The sequence below is a fragment of the Peribacillus sp. NPDC096379 genome (assembly GCF_044762875.1).
Taxonomy (GTDB): Bacteria; Bacillota; Bacilli; order Bacillales; family DSM-1321; genus Peribacillus.
Genome location: NZ_JBIWFD010000001.1, coordinates 580457 through 601390 on the forward strand (window position 1 = coordinate 580457; position 20934 = coordinate 601390).

A 20934-nucleotide genomic window follows, 5' to 3' on the forward strand; every position below is an offset into this window, starting at 1 on the left:
AGGCTGTTTATTACTCTGAATCTCATTTTTAATATTCACGAATGATTTAAGGAGTGATAGTACAGCCTGTTAAACCGGGATAAAGTGAAACTTCCATGAGTGGTTTTTTTTCACTGATGGTTAGTTGAACCAATCGGGGTTTTACAGGCTGTTTATTACTCTGAATCTCATTTTTAATATTCACGAATGATTTAAGGAGTGATAGTACAGCCTGTTAAACCGGGATAAAGTGAAACTTCCATCAGTGGGGATTAGTTAAGCCGGAATAAAATCTTCGATACATGAAATTGAATATGCCAAACGGCAGTCATAAGAACGAAAAGCAACAGAGAAAAAAGAGGCTGAATTGATCAGCCTCTTTTCATGTCCATTTTCACCGAATTCTTGGTCGATCATTCCCAACAACGAAACGCCAAATTTCTTTAAATACATTGGCATGATGGAGAGTGTTGATAATCACAAGAACAACGGGACCTGCAATCAGTCCGAGAAAGCCAATTAATTTATATCCCACGAATAAAGCGACGAGTGTGGCAAGTGGATCAATGCCGATACTAGATGACAGAACTTTCGGTTCAACTAATTGACGTTGGACAACTACGATGACATACACGACGATAAGTCCAATTGCGAGGTGATAATTTCCGATAATCACTTCGTACGCAATCCATGGAATAAAGACGGTCCCTGTCCCTAAGTAGGGAATGATATCAATTAAACCGGAAACTAAGGCAATCGTGATGCTATATTCGACTTTCAAAATAAGCAAGCCAATCAATATCGTGACAGTCGTTAATGAAATAAGAGTGAACTGTGCTTTCATAAAACCAAATAATGCCCCTTTCAAATCATTGATTACTTTGCCTGTTCCGAGCAAAATTCTAGGTGGAAGTACTTTGCTACTAAAATGAGCAAGCTTTTTCCAATCTTTACTGATGAAAAAGGTTGCCAACAAAGAAAAAACTAAGACAGTGGCTGCGTTGGGAAACCAGGCAATGAATGCTGGGATGTTTAAGAGGGATTTTTGAATGAAACTACCTACCGATGTAGCGAGATTATCACCAAGGTTGCGAATGTTGGAAAGAATCGTATCTTGTTGTTGTCCGTCGAGATTATTAAATAACGTGGCGCTTTGATTGTATAAGGGAAGAAGCTGACCGGCGATAAATTCCTCGATAAATTGGATGACCGTTTCTAAATGGCCTGGAACGACTTTAGCTAGATAGTTTGCACCTGAAGCGATTTCAGCAATTAATAATGTAATGATACCTGCGAAGACGGAAAGAATGAGCAGCAGAGAGAGAAAAACAGCGATACCTCTTGGTATTTTCGCCTTTTGTTCAAAGAAGCTTACAAGGGGATTCATAAAAAAGGCAAAAATCATTGCGATAATAAAAGGGTATGTATATTTTGATAAATAGAACAGAACGAAACCGCCAAGCATTGTTGCTCCTATTACAACGCAGAAGCGGATAAACCGCTGTAGGTAAACCGGATTCAAAAGCCTCACCTTCCGTCAAAACATGATTATTTCGGGTAAATGGGAAGTGCGTTCTCGTTGCTAAAAGTTCCATATACTATGATTGTACATTTTGAAAGATGGAAAAGAAAGTTAAAGTTGTGAATAATTCAGAAAAATGAGAAAGGCGCAGATTTGTAGGAATATTCCTTAGTATTTTGTTATGCTGAGATATTAAATAAAGTGCATATTAGGAGGACAACCATGAATGGAGCAATCATATTTTTACTATTTTTATTAGGAATTGGCCTGCTTGCTAAAAACTCATCACTGATGGTCGCGGCAGGATTTTTACTAGTTCTGAAAGTGACGGGATTGGATACGAAGATATTTCCCTATCTTTCTGCAAAAGGAATAAATCTTGGTGTCACGGTGATCACGATTGCCGTTTTAGTTCCGATTGCAAATGGATCAATCGGGTTTAAGGAACTACTGGATGCTTTGAAATCTCCTTATGCTTGGATTGCCCTTGCGTCAGGAATAGCGGTCGCTCTCATTGCAAAGAACGGTGTCGTTCTATTGGCCAATGATCCGCATATTACCGTTGCGCTTGTTTTCGGAACAATACTAGCAGTTGCTTTATTCAAAGGTGTCGCAGTAGGACCGCTGATTGGAGCGGGGATTGCCTATTTGTGCATGCAGCTCGTCCAATTTATTAAATAAGCTCAGAAGAGACGCAGCAATTGGGTTGACTCGCTAAATCTATCCTTATTCTGTATTAAGTCATTGCTTGCGTCTCACCTTTCCTTAGGGGTGTCTTTTATATGGGAGAAATAATTTCTGCAAATCTTGTATTTTTCTAATAAAATAATATTTTTTTCACAATTTAACTACTTTCCATTCCCAAAAATCTGAAAATTGTTTATAATAGTACTATAATTGCTCTCTGATAGAGTTTCAAGAATAGGTGGAATGTTATCATGTATTCTATCTACTCTATCAATTTTTAGTTTGCAATTAACTGGGCGATCGCTTAATTGAGAGCTTTATTGTATTATTTTAGGGGGTTTTTGAAAGTATCCATTTCAGTGTTTATTAATGATAGTTTATGATGGTACCTATCATTTAACGGCTCTTACTCTCTAAAATACATATTGTCTAGGTTAAGCTCATTTTTTATTGGAAGCGCTATATTTCATGCAGTCAAAGGGGATATTTAAGAAAAGGAGAGGTTTTGTATGACAGCAACAAAAGGTCTAGAGGGCATCGTAGCAACTACTTCAAAGATCAGCTCGATTATAGATGATACGTTAACGTATGCAGGATACGACATCGATGATCTAGCTAAGAATGCGACATTTGAGGAAGTTATTTACTTACTTTGGCACGGAAGTCTCCCCACAACAAACCAATTAGCAGAACTTACAAAACAGTTGGCAGATAACGCGGCTATCCCAGCTGAAGTTCTCAATCATTTTAAAACATATCCAATCGATAAAGTTCATCCAATGGGAGCGCTTCGTACGGCCATATCATTATTAGGTTTATATGATGATGAATCAGACGTAATGAGTGATGAAGCGAACTACCGTAAGGCCATCCGTATTCAAGCACAAATTCCAACAGTTGTAACAGCATTCGCACGTGTACGTAAAGGACTAGAACCGGTTGCACCGCGCACAGATTTAAGCTTTGCAGCCAACTTCTTATACATGCTAAGTGGAAAAGAACCTTCCGCAATTGAAGTGGAAGCATTCAATAAAGCACTTGTACTTCATGCAGATCATGAATTAAACGCATCTACATTCACTGCCCGTGTATGTGTAGCAACTTTATCTGACATCTATTCTGGCGTAACTGCTGCAATCGGTGCGCTTAAAGGACCGCTTCATGGCGGAGCAAACGAGCAAGTTATGAAAATGCTGACTGAAATTGGCTCTGTTGATCATGCAGTGTCATATATCACAGCTAAATTAGATAATAAAGAGAAAATCATGGGCTTTGGTCACCGCGTATACCGTAAAGGTGATCCGCGTGCTAAGCATTTGCGTGAGATGTCTAAGAAATTAACGGAGATTACCGGACAGCCTGAGTATTATGAGATGTCCATTAAGATTGAAGAACTGGTCACAACTCAAAAGAAACTGCCGCCAAACGTAGATTTCTACTCAGCTTCTGTATATCATAGTCTTGGTATTGATCATGATTTATTTACACCAATATTTGCAGTCAGCCGTACTTCTGGCTGGATCGCTCATATTCTCGAGCAATACTCTAACAACCGTCTAATCCGCCCTCGTGCAGACTATACGGGACCTGGTATGCAAAAATATGTGCCAATTGAAAAAAGATAAGGAAGTATTTTTTTATTATTATGTGAGTTTGTAGTAAATTAATAGATGGTAGGAATAAAGGTTAGAGGCAATCAACATGGACCTGCTAATCTTTGATATTGAATCGGAGGTAATTAGACATGACACAAGGTGAAAAAATCGCAGTAACACATGGTGTACTAAACGTACCAAACAACCCAATTGTACCTTTTATTGAAGGGGACGGAATCGGTCCAGATATCTGGGCAGCAGCATCTCGTGTATTAGACGCGGCTGTTGAAAAAGCTTACAACGGCGAGAAAAAAATTGTTTGGCAAGAAGTATTGGCTGGACAAAAAGCATTTGATCAAACAGGAGAATGGCTTCCAGAAGAAACGCTGAATGTAATTCGCGAGTATTTGATTGCGATTAAAGGACCGCTTACTACGCCAATCGGTGGTGGAATTCGTTCATTGAACGTTGCTTTGCGTCAAGAGCTTGATCTTTTCGTATGCCTTCGTCCAGTCCGTTATTTCGATGGTGTTCCTTCACCTGTTAAACGTCCAGAAGATACGGACATGGTCATTTTCCGTGAGAACACAGAAGACATCTATGCGGGGATTGAATATGCAAAAGGATCTGATGAAGTTAAAAAACTAATTGACTTCCTTCAAAATGAAATGGGCGTAAACAAAATCCGTTTTCCTGAAACGTCAGGTATTGGAATTAAACCAGTTTCTGAAGAAGGAACAAAACGTCTTGTACGTGCGGCTCTTAACTACGCAATTAAAGAAGGCCGTTCTTCATTAACTTTAGTACATAAAGGGAATATCATGAAGTTCACAGAAGGTGCATTTAAAAACTGGGGTTATGAAATAGCTGAACAAGAATTCGGTGATAAAGTATTCACTTGGAATCAATATGATCGCATTAAAGAAGCTGAAGGAACAGATGCGGCAAATAAAGCGCAAGCTGCTGCTGAAGCAGAAGGTAAGATCATCGTAAAAGATTCGATCGCTGATATTTTCTTACAACAAATTCTAACTCGTCCGAAAGAATTTGATGTAGTTGCTACAATGAATCTAAACGGAGACTACATTTCTGATGCGCTAGCTGCTCAAGTTGGTGGAATTGGGATTGCTCCTGGAGCGAACATCAACTACGAAACTGGACATGCTATTTTTGAAGCAACTCACGGTACTGCTCCGAAATATGCAGGACTTGATAAAGTGAACCCTTCTTCTGTTCTTCTTTCAGGTGTGCTATTACTTGAACATCTTGGATGGACGGAAGCTGCTGCGAGCATTACAGCTTCAGTAGAAAAAACAATTGCTTCAAAAGTTGTAACTTATGACTTTGCCCGCCTAATGGACGGTGCTACTGAAGTGAAATGTTCGGAGTTCGCTGATGAACTAATTAAAAACCTATAATTTTCGATAGAACGCTTCTTTAGAGAAGAGGCCGGGGTATACCGGCTTCTTTTCCAAGAAGTTTATTCGTGCAACAGGGATAAAGGAAGTAAATGATAATTTTTACATAGGGAAGGGGAGATCTCCATGTCAAAACGTAAAAAAATCTCTGTCATCGGTGGCGGTTTTACAGGAGCGACAACAGCGTTTTTTGCTGCACAAAAAGAATTAGGTGATGTTGTATTAGTAGATATTCCGCAAATGGAAAATCCGACTAAAGGGAAAGCGTTAGATATGCTAGAAGCAAGCCCTGTGTTTGGATTCGATGCAAAAATTACAGGTACTTCTGATTATGCAGACACTGCTCATTCTGATATTGTCATCATTACTGCTGGGATTGCTCGTAAACCAGGTATGAGTCGCGATGATTTAGTACAGACTAACCAAAAAGTAATGACAGCTGTTACGAAAGAAATTGTAAAATACTCTCCAAATTCAACGTTAATCGTTTTAACAAACCCAGTTGATGCTATGACATATACGGTATACAAAGAATCAGGTTTCCCTAAGAATCGCGTTATCGGTCAATCAGGCGTTCTTGATACGGCACGTTTCCGTACATTCGTTGCCCAAGAGTTGAACTTGTCTGTGAAAGACGTGACTGGCTTCGTTCTAGGTGGTCATGGTGACGATATGGTTCCTCTTGTTCGCTACTCATATGCAGGCGGAATTCCGTTAGAAACGCTCATTCCACAAGAACGTTTAGACGCAATCGTTGCTCGTACACGTACAGGCGGCGGAGAAATCGTAAATCTACTTGGAAACGGTAGTGCTTATTATGCACCTGCGGCAGCTCTTGTAGAAATGGCAGAGGCTATTTTGAAAGATCAACGCCGTGTCCTTCCGACGATTGCATATCTTGAAGGAGAATATGGATTTGATGGAATTTATCTTGGTGTGCCTACGGTTCTTGGAGCAGGTGGAATTGAACAAATCATTGAACTTGAATTAACAGAAGATGAACAAGCAGCACTTTCTAAATCTGTTGATTCTGTTCGCAATGTGATGGCGATTCTTAAATAATTTCTAAAGTATATATTATAAAAAGCTGTCTAAGCGAGAGAATATGAGTGCCATTCGTTCACCTCTCTCTTCTTGGACAGTTTTTTTTCAAATCTGACGGAGGTCAACATTATGTTGCTTAAGAAACGAAAGCTTGGTAGAACAATTGAAGAAATCAAAGAAGGTGAAAAGCTAACGCTCACTGAGAAAATGGAAGACAAAGATTTATTGTTATATTTAGGATTAACGAATGATGCAAACCCCTTATATATTCAACATGATTATGCCGCGCAGACTACTTTCAAAAAACCACTTGTGCCTCACATTATGCTAATCGGTATCGTCACTTCAGCTGTCTCCAAATATCTTCCGGGTCCAGGGAGCCATATTTTGTCCCATCATATTGAATTGCCAAATCCGGTCTATCACTATGAAACGATCAAGTTTCGATTTGAAGTAAAAGAAGTGAATGTTAATGAAAATGAAATGGTAATAGAAGTTGTAGGAGAAAACGATGAAGGAATTTGTATATTAGAAGGTAGAATAAAGGTTTGTCCCCCTAGCCAAATTAAAGGAATAGATGGCAGTGTTTTGGAAAGTTTCTAAAAAGATGATGAGCAGGATGTCTCAGGAAAGCCAACCTTAAACTACTACTATATTGTTTCGTTAGTGGTCTGGTCAGAACCTTGCTTATGGGCATCTTTTTATCCTGTATTAATAGGCAGTAACCTCCCACCTTAAGGCTTAGAGGGATGGAAGAAACATAGGTAGGGGATAAATCGCTCGTAAAACCATAACAATCAGTGAGGGATGAAGAAAACCCCGCTGATTGAAGATTCACTTAATATTACTCTTACTCTTTTCCTTAATTTAAATTATAATGAAGATGGATGAGTCGGCTCATTGTGAGTCGCGGGGTAATATATTTTCGGGAGGAAGCTATGTCTAATAAAATTCTCGTAGTGGATGATGAAAAATCCATTGTTACGTTACTACAATATAATTTAGAGCAATCAGGTTATTCCGTGATTACCGCTTTAGATGGTGAAGAAGGGTTAAATCGGGCAATTGCCGAAAAACCACAGTTAATTATCCTGGATTTAATGCTTCCGAAACTAGATGGGATTGAAGTTTGTAAGCAACTGCGCCAGCAAAAAATAATGGTGCCAATCTTAATGTTGACAGCGAAAGATGATGAGTTTGACAAAGTATTAGGATTGGAACTTGGTGCAGATGATTATATGACAAAGCCGTTTAGTCCAAGAGAAGTGGTCGCAAGAATTAAAGCGATTCTTAGAAGATCACAAATCAGTCAGGAAGCTGGAGAATCGAATGACGAACGAGAAGGTGTTCTGAAACTTAATGAATTAGAAATTTACCATGATCGTTATGAAGCTTTTTTTAAGGGGAGATTACTTGAGCTGACTCCAAAGGAATTTGAATTATTACTGTATCTTGCACAGCATAAGGGAAGAGTTTTAACAAGAGACCAGCTACTAAGTGCAGTCTGGAATTACGATTTTGCGGGAGATACGAGGATTGTCGATGTACATATTAGTCATCTTCGAGAAAAAATAGAAGAAGATACAAGAAAGCCAATTTATATTAAAACAATACGTGGTTTAGGGTATAAGCTTGAGGAGCCGAAACCGGAATGACCAAATTCAAGACAAAGCTGTTAGTGGCGATTATCAGCTTGATCATTATTGTTCTTCTGGCAGAGGGGTTACTGCTCGGACAAGTTTTCAAAAATTACTATGTCAATACATTTAATGAAAGAATGGAAAGAGAAACCATTTTTATCGCCAAGTATATTCAGGAAAACGGGGGAATTTCTGAATTTATTCAACAAGGAAAAACAGAAGACTTGGCCAATCTACATGATGCCAATTTCACAATTATCAGGAATGATGGAACGATCCTTTATGATGATAATGTAAACCGAAATAATCATCCCGAACGTCACGAACATATGCTGAAAAGCATCACTAATCAATTAGATAGGGATAAGCAGAGTGGATTTGTAGAGGGGTCTAAGAGTCTGCAATATTTTTATAAAACGATACAAAAAGACGGCGCGATTGAGGGTGCAGCTGTATTAAGTAATGAAATAGAAGCAATCGATCAAGTGAACAGTCAAATATGGTGGATTTTGACGATAAGCCTTATCGCGTCGCTATGTATTATTACCATGTTTGCGAGCAAAATCGCTTCTAGATACTCTCGTCCTATTGAGGCGGCGGCGACAACCGCGATTGAGCTTGCAGAAGGAAATTATCGGGCAAGAACCTATGAGCGGAGTTCGGATGAAATAGGCGTGCTTAGTAAATCGTTAAATATTTTGGCGAGAAATCTTCAAGAATTGCAAATTTCCAGAGATTTGCATGAGGATCGTCTGGAAACTCTGATTGAAAATATTGGTAGTGGCGTGTTGCAAATCGATCATAAAGGGCATATTACGATGACGAATCTTGCGTATAAACAACAGTTTAATATGGAAGATACTGATTTATTGTACAAAGTTTATTATGAAGTGATTCCATCTGCAGAGATTATTGCGATTATTGAAGAAATTTTCATGACGGAAAAAAGCATCAAACGTCAAGTGTTAATTCCACTTACTATTGAAAGAAAACATTTTGAAGTGTACGGAGCGCCGATCATTGTAAAAAATGATGAGTGGAAGGGAATTATTATTGTTTTCCATGACATTACTGAATTAAAAAAGTTAGAACAAATGCGGAAAGACTTTGTGGCGAATGTGTCGCATGAGTTGAAAACGCCAATCACTTCTATCAAAGGGTTTTCGGAGACCCTGCTGGACGGCGCTTTAAAGGACGAACAAGCCTTATATGATTTTCTAAAGATCATTTTAAGTGAAAGTGATCGCCTTCAAGAGCTTATTCAAGAATTGTTGGATCTATCCAAAATTGAGCAGCAAGATTTTGTTTTACAAATTGAGTCTGTGAATGTTAGTACCATTCTTGAAGAATCCATCGCGATGCTTTGTGGTAAAGCAGAAGAAAAGAATATTAGGTTGGTCCTTGAAAGTAAGAGTCCTTCTTTATGGGTTGAGGGAGAAGCGAATCGAATTAAACAAATTTTTATCAATCTTATTACGAATGCACTAAATTATACAACAAGTGAAGGCGAAGTAAAGATTGAAGCATCAGAAGACGCGGACAATGTTCGGGTAGTTGTTCATGATAATGGCATTGGAATCGAAAGCAAAGAACTGCCGCGGATATTTGAGCGTTTTTACAGAGTGGATAAGGCAAGAAGCAGGGACTCTGGGGGAACAGGACTAGGTTTAGCGATTGTGAAGCATATTTTGGAAGTTCATAAAGGGAAAATAACGGTTGAAAGCTGTCCTGGGAAAGGAACGTCGTTTACGGTTCTTTTAAAGAAACATATTCGTTGAGGGGGAAATTAGAATTTACATGATTTTAACAATTCTAATACATGCCGTTTATAAATAGGGGTTACAATGAACTAGAAAACCCCATCATCCAGGGAGCAGATGAGACGAGGACAACCCCATGTCCTCGTCTTTTTTGGCTTTTATACAAAATCTGTAGGCGTTAAGACGCCACTACTTACTATGAGGGATTAACACGCTACACCCACCTAATCACAATGGAGAGGCCCCGTGTCCTTCATACGAAATAGTAAGAGATAGTGAACTACCACGAGCCTAAAGGTATCGTAGTTTTACGCCCACAAAATATAAAATTATGAAAATAATGAATCCTTTTCCAATATTTATCGTACATAAGAAGAGAGAGAATAAAGGAGGGGTTTCGATGGTAAGTTTAAAAAAGATTTACATAACAACTGGATTGACTCTATTGATTATCATATTAGGAATTGTGGCGATTACAACCTGGTATACCGTTGATGAATCAGACCAAGCGGTGATCTTAACATTCGGAAAAGTGGATGAAACGATTACTGAACCTGGATTACATGTGAAAATGCCTTGGCCGATTCAATCCGTTGAGAAAGTATCAAAGGAAACATTTAGTCTACAATTTGGCTATACCGATAAAGATGGTGTAGTGGAAGATTTTCCGAAAGAAACGAAAATGATTACCGGTGATGAAAACATTGTGCTCGCGGATTTAGTCGTTCAATGGAAAATAACTGATCCCGAGAAATATTTATATAACGTTGATGACCCGAACGAACTTTTATATGATTCAACATCTGCGGCACTTCGTAGCATTATCGGCAACTCGAAGATTGATGATGCACTAACGTCTGGAAAAGCTGAAATTGAAGCAAACGTCAGAGAACTGCTTTCCCACCTGATTGAAAAATACGATATCGGGATTTCGGTCCTTGCTGTTAAGCTTCAGGATGTTGAGCTTCCCAATAAAGAAGTTCGAAAAGCTTTTACAAATGTTACGGACGCTCGTGAAACGATGAACACGAAGAATAATGAAGCGCAAAAATATGAAAATCAGAGAATGAATGAAGCAAAAGGGGAAATTGCAGCGATTAATTCTGCTGCAGAAGGAGAAAAAGCTGCCAGAACCGAGCGTGCCCGCGGGGACGTAGCTGTTTTTGATAAGCTCTATGCAGAATATAAAAATAACCCAGATATTACAAGAGAACGTTTAGTGATTGAAACGCTTGAGCAAGTCCTTCCAAATGCAGAGATCTATATTATGAATGATGACGGGAATACGATGAAATACTTCCCGATCCGTGCGCTTGAAAAAGAACAGCCAAAAGCGCCAGCTGAAAGTGAGGGAACGGAATGAGTGAAAAAGTAGTCGAATTAAATAGTCGCAAAGGCTTTGGACCGTGGAGAGGATATGTAAGAGTCGGTATTTTCTTCGTGATATTACTTCTATTATTTCTTATCTTTATTAGTAATGTGTTTGTTGTGAAGGAAGGGGAATATCGAGTCGTCCGTCAATTCGGAGAGGTTGTTCGCATTGATAAGACGCCTGGTTTAAAAGTGAAGATCCCTTTTATCCAAAGTGTGACAACGTTGCCGAAGTATCAAATGGGATACGATGTTTCAGAAGCGGAAATTAATACAAGAGATAAAAAGCGAATCATGATCGATAATTATGCGGTTTGGAGAATTGAAGATCCGAAGAAAATGATTACCAATGCAAGAACAATTGAAAGTGCTGAAGCAAGAATGGAAGAATTCATTTATTCCGTTGTCCGTACCGAACTTGGTCAATTGAATTACGATGAAATCATCAATGATGAAAAGTCTTCAAGAGGAAGCCTGAATGATCGAATGACGGACAAAGTAAACGAGCTTCTTAAAGACTCGAATTACGGAATTGTAGTGACAGACGTTCGAATTAAACGAACCGATTTGCCAGCGGAGAACGAAGCGTCTGTGTTCAAACGAATGATTTCAGAACGTGAATCAACCGCACAGCAATATCTTTCAAAAGGTGACGCAGATAAGAACCGTATCATGGCCGATACAGACAGAAAGGTGACTGAGCTCTTAGCGACTGCAAAGGCAGAAGCTGATATCATTCGCGCCCAAGGGGAAGCGGAAGCGGCGAAAGTATACAATGCGTCTTTCTCCAAGGATGCCGAATTCTACCGTTTATATCGAACACTAGAATCGTATAAGAAAACAATTGGAGAGGATACGGTTATTATTCTGCCAGCCAATTCTCCATATGCAAGTCTGTTGATGGGAAACACTAAATAATGAATTTCAGAAGTAACCGTTCATTTCTCTTTCTGTATCTACTCGTGGTAGAATATAGAGATGGGAAGAACGGTTTTTTTAATAAAGCGACACTACGAACCCGATTCAATGAACTTAGACTAAGTACGCCGCATCCTGCGGCAACGTCTGAGTGACCCACATCCTGTGGGCCTCAACTAAACCGCTGAAGAACACAGCGGTAAGTTTCACTGTATCTCACCAATCGGGCTTTTAAGGGCAGTTGTCCCCCACCTACACTTCTTCGATTCCTACTCCTCTAAGTCGGGGGTCTTACTGCCCGTTAATGCGGGATAAAAAAACAAGATAATTGACTATAAAATTGGTTTTTGAAATCCAGTGTTTTTGTAAAAGGAGGATTCTCAGTTTGAGTAATAAATTAGTACTTATTGATGGAAACAGTATTGCGTATCGAGCTTTTTTTGCCTTGCCATTGTTGAATAATGATAAAGGAGTCCATACGAATGCAATTTATGGATTCACGATGATGTTAAATAAGATTTTGGAGGAAGAAAAGCCAACACATGTACTTGTAGCGTTTGATGCCGGGAAAACGACTTTCCGCCACGAGTCGTATAAAGAATATAAAGGTGGCCGCCAGAAAACACCGCCAGAACTGTCTGAGCAATTTCCGTTTATCAGGGAGCTTCTTGATGCTTACGGAATTTCTCGTTATGAGCTTGCGAACTACGAAGCGGACGATATTATCGGTACTTTATCGCTTCATGCTGAAAAAGAAGACTTTGAAATTAAGATTATCTCTGGGGACAAAGATTTAACACAATTATCTTCGTCAGCCACAACAGTTGGCATTACGAAAAAAGGCATTACCGACATTGAAGAATACACCCCTTTACATATTCAAGAAAAATACGGCATCACACCCATTCAAATTATTGATATGAAGGGTCTAATGGGAGACGCTTCTGATAATATTCCTGGAATTCCTGGTGTAGGAGAAAAAACGGCGCTTAAATTGCTTCATCAGTTTCAAACAGTGGAAAACCTGCTGCAATCCATTGATCAAGTTAGCGGAAACAAACTGAAAGAAAAAATTGAAGAACATAAAGAGCTTGCCGTACTAAGTAAGGAGCTAGCTACTATTACGCGCGAAGCACCGATTGAAATCCAACTAAGTGATACGGTATACAATGGAATGGACCAGGAAAAAATCGCTCCTTTATATAAAGAGCTCGGATTTAACACATTGCTTGAGAAATTAGATGTTGCAAATCCTGCTGAAGACATTGTTCAAGAAGCGATGGATATTGAGTTGGTCACAGAGATTACCGAAGAAATGTTGACAGAGGAAACGGCCCTTTATATCGAAATTCTAGATGATAATTATCATCGTGGAGATATCGTTGGCATTAGTCTTGCGAATGAAAAGGGGAATTTTTATATCCATGGTGATGTGGCCATCCACTCAGAGATCTTTAAAAGCTGGGCAGAAAATGAGTCGTATAAGAAATTCGTCTATGATGCAAAACGCTCGATTGTTTCGCTGAGTAGAAGAGGGATTGATTTAAAAGGAATTGAATTCGATTTATATCTAGCAGCCTACTTACTCAATCCAGCAGAATCGGTTGTGGATGTTGCAGCCATTGCCAAAGCTCAAAAGCGACCAATGCTTCAACCTGATGAATCTTTTTATGGAAAAGGGGCGAAACGTCAGATTCCTAACCAAGATGCCTTATGTGATTTCTTAGGGCGAAAAGCGAGAGCGATTTTAGCATTAAAAGATGGAATGATTACAGGCCTTGAGGAAAACGAGCAGTATGCATTATTGACTGATTTAGAATTACCACTGTCGATCATTCTTGCCAATATGGAATTACAAGGCATAAAGGTCGATGTCTCGCGTCTGATGGATATGGGACAAGAGCTGTCACAACGCTTGCAAGCTATTGAAGGAAAAATCTTCAGTTTGGCTGGTGAGGCATTCAATATTAATTCGCCTAAACAGCTAGGTGTGATCTTGTTTGAAAAGCTTCAGCTACCGGTAATGAAGAAAACGAAAACAGGCTATTCAACTTCAGCAGATGTTTTGGAAAAACTGGAAAGTAAGCATGAAATCGTTCGTGAAATTTTACATTACCGTCAGCTTGCTAAGCTACAATCTACTTATGTTGAAGGTTTGTTGAAGGTGGTTAGTTTTTCAGAGATAGATAAGGTTCATACAAGGTTCAATCAAGCATTAACCCAAACAGGGCGATTAAGCTCAACAGATCCCAATTTGCAAAATATCCCGATTCGTTTAGAAGAAGGAAGAAAAATAAGACAAGCATTCATTCCATCAGAAAAAGACTGGCTTATTTTTGCGGCTGATTATTCGCAAATCGAATTGCGGGTACTTGCGCATATCGCCAATGATCAAGCGATGATTGAAGCGTTCCGCTCTGATATGGATATTCACACGAAAACAGCGATGGATGTGTTTCATGTTGGAAAAGACGAAGTGACTTCAAATATGCGGCGTCAAGCGAAAGCTGTTAATTTTGGAATCGTCTATGGAATTAGCGACTATGGCTTATCTCAAAGTCTTGGTATTACTCGGAAAGAAGCAGGAGAATTTATTGAGAAATATTTAAAGAGCTTTCCAGGGGTACAGGAATATATGCATGAAAGTATATTTGAAGCGAATCAAAAAGGATATGTTAATACGCTTTTAAACCGCCGTCGCTATATTCCGGAAATCACGAGCAAAAACTTTAATATAAGAAGCTTTGCCGAACGGACTGCAATGAATACACCGATTCAAGGGAGCGCCGCTGATATTATTAAACTTGCGATGATTAATATGGCGGAACGCATTGAACAGGAAAATTTAAAAACAAAAATGCTTCTTCAAGTACATGATGAACTAATCTTCGAAGCGCCGCCGGAAGAAATTGAAATCCTAATGAAGATCGTACCAGAAGAAATGGAACGCGCAATTGAGCTAAACGTTCCGTTAAAAGTGGACTACTCGTATGGTCCGACATGGTTTGATGCAAAGTAATAAGAAAAGCGGAAGCGACTGATCAGGGACGACAAGCATCTGCCGATCCCTTACAGAAGGTGTACTATACCTTCAGTAAGGGGTTGGCAGATGACTCGAGTCTCTAGGAGCTGCAGCTAGACAATAAGAAAGGCGGGAGCTACTTGGTCAAGGTGGATCAACTAGGTTTGCCGTATTTCATTGTATTTATTAGTATGAACCAAATAACGAATTAAAAAGGGGGAGAAGTAATGCCGGAACTTCCTGAGGTTGAAACGGTTAGGCGCACATTAGAGGAACTTGTGATTGGTAAGGAGATTCGTGATGTGTCGGTATTTTGGCCGAAAATCATTAAAGCTCCCGAACAAGTCGAGCAATTTCAAGATGCCTTACAAGGACAAACGATTCATGAAATCCATCGCCGTGGGAAATTTCTTATTTTTCAGCTTGACGATTATGCGATGGTTTCACATTTAAGAATGGAAGGGAAATATGGTGTCTATGCTTCAGCGGAACCGTATGATAAACATACCCATGTTATTTTTTCTTTCACGGATGGCACGGAACTACGATATCGGGATGTTCGGAAATTCGGCACGATGCATTTGTTTGCAAAAGGCGAAGAAATGAATCAACTTCCACTTGCGCATTTAGGTCCAGAACCGTTGTCTCGTGAATTTACAATTGACGATCTCACTGCAAAGCTAAGGAAAACAAATCGTAAAATTAAAATGGTTTTACTGGATCAAACAGTTGTAGTTGGAATCGGGAATATATACGTGGACGAGTCTTTATTCCGAGCAGGTATTCATCCGGAGCGAATTGCTTCATCCTTGTCAGAAGAAGAAATAGCTCGCCTGCATCGTGAAATCATTGCTACTTTATCAGAAGCTGTTAATAAAGGTGGTAGTACGATTCGTTCGTACATCAATTCACAAGGCCAAATGGGCATGTTCCAGCTTGACTTATTCGTGTATGATCGAAAAGGAAAAGCGTGCAAACGATGCAATACAACCCTTGAAAAACTTAAAGTAGGTGGAAGAGGTACCCATATTTGTCCTACATGTCAGCCGTTTCATTCAAAGTAAATTTATCTAGGTAAATACACATTGGATATGCCCCATCCATATACTATTTTAGCTTGAATGGAAGGGGCATACGTTTCGATGTGGCTACAATTAATAATTCTTGCATTTGCGGTTAGCATGGATGGTTTTGGTGTTGGAATGACTTTTGGTATGAGGAAAATGAGGCTTCCATTTAAATCAATTGCAGTCATTGCGTGTTGTTCGGCATTAAGTGTAGGCATGGCAATGATAATTGGTGATTTTATCACGAGGTTTGTCTCTGTAGAAGCAGCAGGAAAAACAGGTGGCTTGATCTTAATTTTACTCGGGAGCTGGATTTTATTTCAGTATTTTCGTTCGAAAAAGCGTGTTGAGGAAGAGCAAACGCATGATACCGAGAAAATACTCTTTAATTTTGAAATCAAATCATTAGGAGTAGCGATTAATATTTTACAAAAGCCGATGAATGCAGATTTTGATAAATCAGGTACGATTACTGGAGTAGAAGCAATAGTCTTAGGTTTTGCATTATCTCTTGATGCATTTGGGGCAGGTATTGGAGCCGCGATGCTTGGCGTTTCTCCATTTATTCTCTCGATTAGCATTGCTTTGATGAGCTCATTGTTCTTATGGAGCGGCTTGCAAAGTGGTAAATTACTTTCTTCAAATAAAGTTGTCCAGCACTTGTCCTACTTACCAGGTGTTTTATTAATCATTATTGGTCTTTGTAAATTATAATTATTGAAATAGGGGTTGGGTATGGGACAGGTAATCGGAATTACAGGCGGTATTGCAAGTGGTAAAAGCAGTATTAGTCAATTTATTCGAGAAGAGTTAGGTTTTACAATCATTGATGCGGACATTGCCGCAAGAGAAGTGGTCGAACCTGGGCAAGAAGCTTATCGCGCAATCATCAAGGTATTTGGCTCAGAACTTCTTCTACCGGATGATTCGATAGATCGCGCTAAACTTGGCAGTATTATTTTTCATGACGAAAAGAAAAGGCAAATGCTTAATGGAATTGTTCATCCAGCTGTAAGAAAAAGAATGCTTGAGCAAAAAGAAACGGCCTTCGCGTTGGGGGAAAATGTCCTATTCATGGATATTCCTCTTTTGTTTGAAAGTAATTTAACGCATATGGTAGATAAAACGATTCTGATTTATGTGGATGAGCTGATCCAACTTGAACGTTTAATAAAACGTAATGGTTTAAGTGAGGTAGACGCTAAAGCTAGAGTCGATTCGCAAATGCCGCTAGTAGAAAAGAAAAAACTGGCCGATGTCGTCATAAATAATAATGGATCGCTGCTAGAATCAAAGAAACAAATAAAGCAGGTTTTGGCACAGTGGGAAGTTATATAAGTAATGGAAAAAGAGGCTTAAAAAAGCTTCTTTTTTTGATTATATATGTTGAATAAATGATCTCTGCCTTTATCTACATTTCGGATAAGTAGTGAAATCAAGATTGCTTATATAGTATAGCTTTTTGTGGGTGAAATCTGATTTATGATGATAAGGGAAAGTGAATATTAGAGAAATCAGAATTTTATTAACAATATCGTTTTGAATGTGTTATACTAATTTTAATATTATGATAAAAAGTATAACGTTAATTCGGGGGGCAGAGCTATGAGTACAAGAATCGCGATTAATGGTTTTGGAAGAATTGGGAGAATGGTTTTTCGTCAGGCTATTTTAGATAATGATCTCGTTGTAACGGCAATTAATGCAAGCTATCCAGCTGAAACGTTAGCACATTTAATTAAGTATGATACAATTCATGGGAAATTCGAAGGGGATGTAACGGTGGAACAGGAAGCCATTATCGTAAATGGTCGCCGTGTTCAATTGCTTAATAGCCGTGATCCAAAGCAGCTTCCGTGGGGGAAGTTAAATATAGATATCGTCATTGAAGCAACTGGGAAATTTAATGACCGTGAGAAAGCAGCTCTGCATTTAGAAGCAGGTGCGAAAAAAGTGGTCTTAACAGCTCCGGGAAAAAATGAAGATGTCACGATTGTCATGGGTGTTAATGAAGAAGCCCTTGATATTGATCGTCACTTTGTTATTTCTAATGCTTCATGTACAACTAATTGTCTTGCACCTGTCACAAAAATCTTAGATGAACAGTTTGGAATTGAAAATGGGTTAATGACAACTGTACACGCTTACACAAATGATCAAAAAAATCTCGATAATCCACATAAGGATTTAAGACGTGCTCGCGCTTGCGGACAAAGTATTATCCCGACAAGCACAGGTGCTGCAAAGGCACTGTCACTTGTGTTGCCGCAATTAACAGGGAAAATACATGGCATGGCGCTCCGGGTACCAACGCCAAACGTGTCGCTCGTGGACCTTGTTGTAGACGTTCAGTGTGATGTGACTGTGGAAGAAGTAAACGAAGCCTTCCGTAAAGCTTCAGAAGGTACACTTAAAGGAATTCTTGAAATTTCGATGGAACCGCTCGTGTCTATAGATTTTAATACAAGTCCACAGTCGGCAACGATTGACGGCTTATCGACGATGGTCATGGATCATAGAAAAATTAAAGTATTAGCCTGGTATGACAATGAGTGGGGTTATTCGACTCGCGTTGTGGACCTTGTGAAATTTGTAGGTTCAGAAATGAAAAGCCTTTCAAAAGTGATGGTCGGTATGTAGGTTAGTTTGTTTTATACATAGCTAAAAAAGTACCGAGTTATTGAGAGGACACTGAAAAAGTAATTCTTTTTAAAAGTTTTGAAGATTTTCATCAACATACAGATAATAGAATAAGTTAACGACCAATATGTAGTAGGTCGTTAACTTATTTTCCTCTTTAACCGGACTTTTTGAACAACCTTTATAAGATTTGAAATGAAAGGTTGTTAGAAAGAACTGCACGCAAGCTCACACGGAATTTAAATTTTTGAATAAAATAAAAAAACGCTGTTGCAAATTTTTTTGAAACGAAGTATACTAAAAATCGTGAACTTCTTGAATAAGAGTCCATAGTGGCTACTTAAAGGGTTAGGACCTCTTTGGACTAACTTTCCCCCGTGGTAGTTGTTTGTAGAATCATATTCTACAGAATTCTTAATCATGTAAAAGGGGGAATAGTAGATGGAAACAATGGGTAGACATGTAATTTCAGAGCTTTGGGGCTGTGACTTTGAAAAACTAAATGATATGGATTATATTGAAAGAGTATTTGTGGATGCTGCGTTGAAATCAGGTGCTGAGGTACGTGAAGTAGCTTTTCATAAATTCGCACCGCAGGGAGTTAGCGGAGTCGTCATTATTTCTGAGTCACACTTAACTATTCATAGTTTTCCGGAACACGGTTATGCTAGCATTGATGTGTATACATGCGGCGATTTAAATCCGAATGTTGCTGCGAATTATATTGCAGACGCATTGAATGCAGAAACTCGCGAAAACATGGAACTTCCACGAGGAATGGGTCCTGTTTCAGTGAAAAAAAGCGAAGTCAGTGCTATATAATACCGAGAGTACAAGAGGTGCAAATGATGCATCTCTTTTTTGATTTTATACATGACAGTTTGTTTCGATCTAAGGCGCTTGTGCTTTTGTTCGGATAAGGTATTAGTTTTCAATGAGTTTTACTTTGATCTCGTGTATAATAAAAGGTAAAAAGGGATAAGAGGATGATTTAAGTATGGGTTGGTTGAAAACGTTTACGAATCGATATAGTCAGCAATGTGAATCAAGTGAACATCATCATGATACAGAACTGCAAACACGCTATTATAAAAGTAATTTTGAACAAACGCTACGTGGTGTTGAAGAAGTATTCAGCAATAAACAACATTATGAGATTAAATCAGTTTCTAAAGAGCACGGGGAGATTCTTATCCATTCCAAACAGTCACCGCGTCTAGACATCATTATTACAATTATCACGGTCAGACCACTAGAAACGGCCGTTGACTTTACCGTATCAACGGAAAAATGGTCACCGATGGGAATTAATAAGGCACTTAAAAAACAGATCCTTGTGGCGTATGATGCTCTCGACCAAAAGCTATCATCCATTCGTACCAAATAGTGGGGCAAGAGTTTGAACGAATGCCCTTGTGCTGGTAGGAAGTTTTATATAAGATGGTTATATCTAAAGTGAGAAACATCTATTAGTGGGTGTCTTGCTGCCCGTTAATATTGGATAAAAAGTAATTTTCCAAAACGGCAGCTTTATCCCGGTTTAACAGGCTGTACTCCCCCCTACTCAACTTTTGTGCGAGCATCGAAAAAAGTTGAGTAGGGGGGTAAATAGCCTAATCTAGCTGCGGCTCCTAGCCTCTCGAGGTCACAAGCTGTAATGCTTGTCGAGGCTGGGCGGTCGTCTCGCTTTTTGAAGTAAAACCCCGATTGGTTCAACTAACCATCAGTGAAAAACCCTCACTGATGGAAGTTTCACTTTATCGAGTATACTACATAATACGGAGCTGATTAACGATGAAATGTCCGTCATGTCAATATAATGGAACGAGAGTTCTTGACTCGCGACCAGTCGATGAAAGTCGTTCAATTCGTCGTAGGCGAGAATGTGAGAAATGTAGCTACCGTTTTACAACATTTGAAAAAGTGGAAGAAACGCCGCTCATCGTTGTAAAAAAAGATGGTACACGTGAAGAATTCAGTTCTGACAAAATTCTTCGAGGCTTAATTAGGGCTTGTGAGAAACGCCCTGTTCCTCTCAAAGAATTAGAAGATATTACGAGCTCTATTGAAAAGGAACTAAGAAGCGAAGCCGCTTCTGAAGTGAAAAGTGATTTAGTCGGTGAAATGGTCATGAATAAGCTTGCAACAGTTGATGAAGTCGCATATGTCCGCTTTGCTTCTGTGTATCGCCAATTCAAGGATATTAATGTATTTATTGACGAGTTAAAGGACTTAATAGATAAAGAGCGAAATCAGAGCTAAGGGGAAATT

18 protein-coding genes are annotated in these 20934 nt (G+C 39.1%); 17 read left to right on the forward strand and 1 reads right to left on the reverse strand.

From position 1 onward, the window contains the following. Positions 1-373: 373 nt before the first annotated feature. Positions 374-1501, reverse strand: a complete 1128-nt coding sequence (gene ytvI / locus ACIQZI_RS02810; protein ID WP_403069130.1) for a sporulation integral membrane protein YtvI — start codon at positions 1499-1501, stop codon at positions 374-376. Positions 1502-1723: 222 nt separating this feature from the next. Here ytvI and ACIQZI_RS02815 point away from each other — a divergent pair, with 222 nt between their 5' ends. The 17 genes from ACIQZI_RS02815 to nrdR all read left to right on the forward strand — a co-directional run bounded on the left by ACIQZI_RS02815 (position 1724) and on the right by nrdR (position 20925). Then, the gene (locus ACIQZI_RS02815; RefSeq protein WP_062176858.1) at positions 1724-2182 is read left to right on the forward strand and encodes a DUF441 domain-containing protein; all 459 of its coding nucleotides are present in this window, start codon (positions 1724-1726) and stop codon (positions 2180-2182) included. Positions 2183-2697: 515 nt separating this feature from the next. After that, entirely contained in the window at positions 2698-3813 is a 1116-nt protein-coding gene (citZ, locus tag ACIQZI_RS02820) for a citrate synthase (protein WP_403069134.1), read from the forward strand. Between the two features lie 119 nt (positions 3814-3932). Continuing rightward, positions 3933-5201 carry an NADP-dependent isocitrate dehydrogenase gene (gene icd, locus ACIQZI_RS02825; protein WP_403069137.1) on the forward strand — a complete coding sequence of 423 codons (1269 nt, stop codon included), beginning with the start codon at positions 3933-3935 and terminating at the stop codon, positions 5199-5201. 126 nt (positions 5202-5327) lie between these two features. Further along, on the forward strand, positions 5328-6263 hold the full coding sequence (mdh, locus tag ACIQZI_RS02830) for a malate dehydrogenase (RefSeq protein WP_403069140.1): 936 nt from the start codon (positions 5328-5330) through the stop codon (positions 6261-6263). 108 nt (positions 6264-6371) lie between these two features. Beyond that, a complete protein-coding gene (locus tag ACIQZI_RS02835) occupies positions 6372-6848 on the forward strand; it encodes a MaoC/PaaZ C-terminal domain-containing protein (RefSeq protein ID WP_062183005.1) in 477 nt (158 codons plus the stop codon). Positions 6849-7183: 335 nt separating this feature from the next. Beyond that, on the forward strand, positions 7184-7900 hold the full coding sequence (locus ACIQZI_RS02840; RefSeq protein WP_062176868.1) for a winged helix-turn-helix domain-containing protein: 717 nt from the start codon (positions 7184-7186) through the stop codon (positions 7898-7900). Continuing rightward, positions 7897-9663: a two-component system histidine kinase PnpS gene (pnpS, locus tag ACIQZI_RS02845; RefSeq protein ID WP_403069145.1), complete on the forward strand. Its 1767-nt coding sequence runs from the start codon at positions 7897-7899 to the stop codon at positions 9661-9663. Before ACIQZI_RS02840 ends, pnpS begins: the two co-directional genes overlap by 4 nt. A gap of 382 nt (positions 9664-10045) precedes the next feature. Continuing rightward, positions 10046-11008: an FtsH protease activity modulator HflK gene (hflK, locus tag ACIQZI_RS02850; protein WP_062176874.1), complete on the forward strand. Its 963-nt coding sequence runs from the start codon at positions 10046-10048 to the stop codon at positions 11006-11008. Further along, positions 11005-11934, forward strand: a complete 930-nt coding sequence (gene hflC, locus ACIQZI_RS02855) for a protease modulator HflC (protein ID WP_403069149.1) — start codon at positions 11005-11007, stop codon at positions 11932-11934. The genes hflK and hflC overlap by 4 nt, the downstream gene beginning before the upstream one ends. Before the next feature lie 385 nt (positions 11935-12319). Then, a complete protein-coding gene (gene polA / locus ACIQZI_RS02860) occupies positions 12320-14953 on the forward strand; it encodes a DNA polymerase I (protein WP_403069152.1) in 2634 nt (877 codons plus the stop codon). Between the two features lie 230 nt (positions 14954-15183). After that, the gene (mutM, locus tag ACIQZI_RS02865; protein ID WP_403069155.1) at positions 15184-16020 is read left to right on the forward strand and encodes a DNA-formamidopyrimidine glycosylase; all 837 of its coding nucleotides are present in this window, start codon (positions 15184-15186) and stop codon (positions 16018-16020) included. 78 nt (positions 16021-16098) lie between these two features. Then, positions 16099-16737 (forward strand): sporulation membrane protein YtaF, encoded by a 639-nt coding sequence (gene ytaF / locus ACIQZI_RS02870; protein WP_062176889.1) that lies wholly within the window; start codon positions 16099-16101, stop codon positions 16735-16737. A 21-nt stretch (positions 16738-16758) separates the two neighbouring features. Then, complete coding sequence (gene coaE / locus ACIQZI_RS02875) at positions 16759-17361, forward strand: dephospho-CoA kinase (RefSeq protein WP_403069158.1); 603 nt, start codon at positions 16759-16761, stop codon at positions 17359-17361. A gap of 267 nt (positions 17362-17628) precedes the next feature. After that, a complete protein-coding gene (locus ACIQZI_RS02880; protein WP_403069161.1) occupies positions 17629-18663 on the forward strand; it encodes a glyceraldehyde-3-phosphate dehydrogenase in 1035 nt (344 codons plus the stop codon). Between the two features lie 441 nt (positions 18664-19104). After that, positions 19105-19485 (forward strand): adenosylmethionine decarboxylase, encoded by a 381-nt coding sequence (speD, locus tag ACIQZI_RS02885; protein WP_062176897.1) that lies wholly within the window; start codon positions 19105-19107, stop codon positions 19483-19485. A gap of 175 nt (positions 19486-19660) precedes the next feature. Then, positions 19661-20050, forward strand: a complete 390-nt coding sequence (locus tag ACIQZI_RS02890; protein WP_403069165.1) for a hypothetical protein — start codon at positions 19661-19663, stop codon at positions 20048-20050. Positions 20051-20457: 407 nt separating this feature from the next. Then, the gene (gene nrdR / locus ACIQZI_RS02895; protein ID WP_062176904.1) at positions 20458-20925 is read left to right on the forward strand and encodes a transcriptional regulator NrdR; all 468 of its coding nucleotides are present in this window, start codon (positions 20458-20460) and stop codon (positions 20923-20925) included. Positions 20926-20934: the final 9 nt, after the last annotated feature.